Genomic DNA, 5,645 nt, shown 5'->3' with positions numbered 1-5,645 from the left:
CGAGATCCGCTCCTATTTACCTGCAGGCCCGCAACCACGTCCCGCTGGGAATCTATCCGGCGTGGGACTTGCTGCGCACGGTCGGCGTCCTGGACACACGGGTGGCGATGCGCACCGCGATGCGTGCGGGGCCCCGGCCGACCGCCGAACTCGTCGATCTCTACCACATCCGGTCGCCGGTCATCCGCGCCGTGTTGATCCGCTACCTCGACGAACGGCGCCCCGGGATGGACTACGGCTCGTTCCGCGCGCTGGTCACTGTCCTGGCCGGACGGTTCTGGGCCGACGTCGAGGCCCACCACCCCGGCATCGGCACCCTGGCGCTGCCCGCCGAGGTCGCCGACGCCTGGAAACAGCGGATCATGTTCACCAGCAGGCCGTCCGAGCAGGGCAGGCCCCGTAAACGCCACCTCGACCTGCTCACCCTGGTCCGCGCGTTCTACCTCGACATCCAAGAATGGGCGTTGGACGACGCCTCCTGGGTGCCGTTCGCCGCGTCCAGCCCGGTCCGCAAAGGCGACACCGACGGCATGGCAAAGCTGAAAAGGCAGGTCACCGCGCAGATCCACCAGCGCATCCGGGAACGCCTGCCGCATCTGCACGTCCTGGTCGATACCGCCGAAGCCCACCTCGACACCCAGACCAAGCTGCTCGCGACGGCGAACACCACGCCCGTCGGCGAGGTCTTCGACCATGCCGGGCGCTCCTACCGCCGGACGGCCCGCGCCAGCCACACGCTGACCGCCCGCCACCACGGGACCGTCGCCACCCTGGTCACCGACCTCACCACCGGCGGGCTGGTCGACCTGACCCGCGCCGAGGACGAGGCGTTCTGGACCTGGGCGATCGTGGAAACCTTGCGCCACACCGGCGTCCGCATCGAGGAACTCCTCGAGATCACTCACCTGGCGCTGAGCACCTACCGTCTGCCGGACACCGGTCAGACCGTGCCACTGCTGCAGATCGTGCCGTCGAAGAACGACGAGGAACGGCTCCTGCTGGTCAGCCCGGAACTAGCCAGCGTCCTGGCCACCATCATCACCCGGCTCCGCGACGCTCACGGCGCGATCCCGCTCGTCGCCCGCTACGACGGCGCCGAACGGGTCACCGGGCCGCCGCTGCCGCACCTGTTCCAACGCAAAATCGGCCACCGGCACGAAGTCATCAACGTCAACACAGTCCAGAAGCTGCTGAAGAACCTGATGGCCCGCACCGGCCTGCGCGACGCCGCCGGCGCACCGTTGCGTTACACCGCGCACGACTTCCGGCGCATCTTCGTCACCGAGGCCGTCGCCGCGGGCCTCCCCGTCCACATCGCCGCCCGCGTTCTCGGCCACCACCAGCTGACCACGACCCAGTCCTATCTCGCGGTCTTCCAGGACGACCTCATCCGCTCCTACCAGGCATTCCTGACCCGGCGCCGGGCCGTCCGCCCCGCCGAGGAATACCGCGAACCCACCGACGTCGAATGGGACGAATTCCAACAGCACTTCGAGCTACGCAAAGTCGAACTCGGTACCTGCGCCCGCCCCTACGGCACAGGCTGCAAACACGAACACGTCCCGTTGACCGAACTAACTTGGGGACGTCCCGGACTTCCCTGACGTCGACGCATGGTGACGGTCGACGCCGTCTGAGCCCGGATGGCCCGCGAATGTCACTGCGCGTTGCGGCTTGGATCTGCTGTCATCTCGGTCGTCGCCCATGACGGCCAGCGGAGGCGCGGATGGCAGAGACCGGCACGACGGTTCGCGATGTGACGGTGCTGGAGGTCGACAAGGTCGGCCGGGTGGAGGAGACCGGTGAGCGGCTGCGGCCGTTCCGGCTGCTCGACGAGCACGGTGCCGAGGTGGCGGCGGTCACCGAGTTCCTGCACCACATGCTCGCCGATGACGCCAGCCCGGCATCGCTGCGGTCGTATGCCTACGAACTGTTGGGGTGGTTCCGGTTCTTGCGCGCGGTCGGGGTTCCCTGGCACCTCGCAGGTCGGGCCGAGGCCCGTGACTTCGCCCTGTGGTTGAAAAGCAGCAAGAAGTCGCCGAGGCAACGGCGGCCTGACGCACCGGCCGCAGGCTCGGTGAACCCGGTGACCGGCAAGGCAACACCTGGCGAGGGCTACTCGGCCCGAACCCGGCGGCACGCCCGCGCGGTAGTCCGGTCGTTCTACGAGTACCACCGGGAGATGCACGGCCGGCCGCTGGTCAACCCGTTCCCGAAGGCCAGGGGCGTCGAGGACCAATATCTGAATTCCCACCACAATCCGATGCAGCCCTTCCGGCGACCGTCCCGGCGGGCGGCGTATCAGCCCAAGGAGCCCAAGCCCGCGCCGCGGAGCATCCCCGACCAGGCGTTCAACGACCTGTTCGCGGCCCTGGCCTGCAACAGGGACCGGGCGCTGATCGCGTTCTACATCTCCACCGACGCCCGCGCCTCCGAGCTGCTCGGCGTCCTCCAAGGCTTGGTCGTCCCGGAGGAGCAGGTGATCGGGGTGGTCCGCAAAGGCAGCCGGGCCCTGCAGCGGTTGCCCGCCTCGGCGGACGCGTTCGTGTGGCTACGGCTCTACCAGCAGGAGATACGGGACGTGACCCCGAAGGGTCCAGACGAGGCATTGTGGTGGACGCGGCGCCGTCCGTTGCGGCCGTTGGAGTACGACGCGGCCCGGATGGTCTTCAACAGGGCCAACGAGTCGCTCGGCGCCAACTGGACGCTGCATGACCTGCGGCATTCCGCCGCCAAGAGGATGGTCCGCGACCCGAGCCTGACCCTGGCCGACGTGCAATGGGTCCTCGGGCACGCCCACATCACCACCACGGAGATCTATACCGCGCCCACCCCGGACGAGGTCATCGCCCACGTCCTGGCCCACCACGAGCGGCAGCGCGCGCAGCGGGCCATGCCTCCCGCGCCGCCAGCCCCCGGCTACCGGCCCGAGGTGCTGGCGGCCTTGTTCGGCGCCGCGACCACAGGCACAGGAGCCCCGTGACCGGCATGGTTTCCGGTGTCGGAGTCACCACGACCGGCGTCGCCATCGCGCAACAGCCGGGATGCCCGGGCGCATGGGAGCCACGGCTCTGCGAGGAGAGCTGGTGGCAGACCCGTCAGGACCGGGAAACGCTGGTCGAGCGGCTGCTGCGCACGTTCACCGACCCCAGCGCGGGCCGAACCCGGGACAAGACGCGGCGGCGGGGCCTGAGCAAGCTGTTGGACTGGCTCCAGCGCCAGCCCGGCGACACCTGGCAGGACCGGTGGCTGGCCAGCGGTGCCGACTCGGCAGGCTTCGACTGGACCGATCTGCCCCTCCTGGAACGAGCCCACGTGACCGGCCGCCAGCAACGCGACGAGCTGTGCACCGGGATGGTCCTGATGGTGGCGGGCCAAGCCGTCCGGCCCAGCTACCGGTGGCTCCTGCGGCAGCGGCAAGTGCTGATGCTCGCCGAGGCGCGCGCTGCCACCGACCCCGGCGGCTTCCATAGTATCGATCTCCACACACAGCAGGCGGCCGGCTGGGCCAGGTCCGACGCCATGAACAAGGTCACCTGGATCGTGATCCGCAAGGGCGGCCTCGTCGGCGACATCACCGTCGGCGACTGCGTGGAGCTGACCAACGCGCTGCGGGAGCATCACTTTCGGGGCAGCGCCGGCAGGCCGCTGTTCTACGCGGCGCTGAAGAAGTCCGGCGTCCTCCCGGCCGCGGCACCCGAGCGGTTGCGGGTGCTGCGGCTGGACGGCCGCCGCAGCGTCAAGCAGATCGTCGACGCCTACACCATCCAGTGCCAGGCCGTCCGCGATCTGCTGGTCGAGTATCTCACCGAGCGGGCCCCCGAGCTCGACCACACCTCGCTGCGTTCGGTCGCCCGCGCCCTCTGCCGCCTGTTCTGGCGCGACCTGGAGATCCACCACCCCGGCATCGACTCGCTGCGGCTGGCCCCCGAGGTCGCGCAGGCGTGGAAGGAACGGCTGGCCCACATCCGCGACGCCGACGGCCAGCCGGTGCGAGCCCGCGTGAACTACCGCTGCGAGTTGGTGTTCGTGCGGGCCTTCTACGAGGACATCGCGCGGTGGGCCGCCGACGACCCGGCCCGGTGGGCGCCGTGGGTTACGCCCTGCCCGGTCAAGGCGTCCGAGGTGACCCGGAAGAAGTCCCAGGCACGGGTCAAAGCCCGGATGGACCAGCGGACCAGGACCCAGCTGCCACTACTGCCGGTGTTGCTGCGGGCCGTCGAGCAGCAGCGCAAGAACGCCGAGGAGCGCATTGACGCCGCCAGGGACACACCCGCTGGAGACCGGTTCACCGCGAGCGGCCAGGAGTTCCAACGGTGCCAGGTGGGTCAATCCGGCCGGGTCTTTGCCACCGACCTGGCCACCGGCACACGGCGAGACCTCACCCACGAGGAGCAGGCCGCGTTCTGGTCGTGGGCGACGGTGGAAGTGCTGCGGCACACCGGCATCCGCATCGAGGAAATGCTCGAGCTCACCCACCACAGCTTCGTCGCCTACACCCTGCCCGCCACCGGCGAGGTCGTGCCGATGCTGCAGATCGCCCCGTCCAAGACAGACGCGGAGCGGCTCCTGCTGGTCTCACCCGAGCTCGCGGAGGTCCTGACCGCGATCATCTTCCGGGTCCGCGCGGGCAACGCGACCCTGCCGTTGGTGTCGGCCTACGACGTGTTCGAGCAGACCTGGTGCCCGCCCATGCCGTTCCTGTTCCAACGCCGGTTCGGCACAGAGGACCGGCCTCTCACCCGCAGCTACATCCGGGAATGCCTCGTCGCCACGTCACGCGCCGCCCACGTCACCACCGGCGGCCAAACCCTCCAATGGCGGCCCCACGATTTCCGGAGGATCTTCGTCACCGACGCCATCCGCTCCGGGCTCCCACCGCATATCGCCGCCAAGGTCTGCGGTCACTCCACAGTGGACACGACCATGGGATACGCCGCCATCTACCCCGAGGACGTGATCGCGCACCACCGAGCCTTCATCGCCCGCCGCCGCGCCGAGCGGCCCAGCGGGGAATACCGCGACCTCACCACCCAAGAATGGGACGAGTTCCTCGCCCACTTCGAGCTGCGGAAAGTCGCCCTCGGAACCTGCGGCCGCGACCACGGAACCCCTTGCCAGCACGAAAACGCGTGTGTCAGATGCCCACTACTTCGGGTCGACCCAGCCCAGAGACCACGGCTGGAGGAGATCCACGCCAACCTCCTCGGCCGGCTCCAGGAGGCCAAGGAACAAGGCTGGCTCGGCGAGGTCGCCGCGATCGAGACCACGATGTCCGCCGCGGCGCAGAAACTGGAAACGATGCGCGACGCGGTCGTCCCTAACGCCATCGTCCACCTGGGCATGCCCTGCATGCTCTCGGCCGCCGGACGATCCAGCGCAGACCAGGTCTGAGGTCACAGCCGCCACGCGTCGACCATACGATCTTGAGCGTGGCCTCCTCGATTGCCGGCCCATCGGACGTTGTGCTGGCTGCGTTGGCGTCTATGACCCAGCCGTGCTGCCCGGCGGCCGGGTCGAGGCGAGCAGGCAGCGCACCTCGGCCCGCCAGAGCGTCTCCACCAAGAACTCCACAGGTTTGAGGCCCGTGTGCCAGACGTCCAGTCCTCCTTCCGACGGTCCAGCTGGGGCGTTTATAGTCCATC

The 5,645-nt window shown here is 69.2% G+C and carries 3 protein-coding genes; all 3 read left to right on the top strand.

All coding sequences use genetic code 11. The annotated features are described in order from the left end of the window. A partial coding sequence (locus U9977_RS24690; RefSeq protein WP_322751675.1) for a site-specific integrase occupies positions 1–1,604 on the top strand: 1,604 nt, incomplete at its 5' end. Between the two features lie 122 nt (positions 1,605–1,726). Continuing rightward, positions 1,727–2,983, top strand: a complete 1,257-nt coding sequence (locus U9977_RS24685; protein WP_322751674.1) for a tyrosine-type recombinase/integrase — start codon at positions 1,727–1,729, stop codon at positions 2,981–2,983. Positions 2,984–2,988: 5 nt separating this feature from the next. Next, positions 2,989–5,394 (top strand): site-specific integrase, encoded by a 2,406-nt coding sequence (locus U9977_RS24680; RefSeq protein ID WP_322751676.1) that lies wholly within the window; start codon positions 2,989–2,991, stop codon positions 5,392–5,394. Positions 5,395–5,645 lie beyond the last annotated feature (251 nt).

The organism is Protofrankia sp. Cas8, assembly GCF_963555845.1.
Taxonomy (GTDB): Bacteria; Actinomycetota; Actinomycetes; order Frankiales; family Frankiaceae; genus Protofrankia.
The sequence above is the reverse complement of the archived record's forward strand: the minus strand, read 5'-3'. Positions and strand labels throughout refer to the sequence as shown.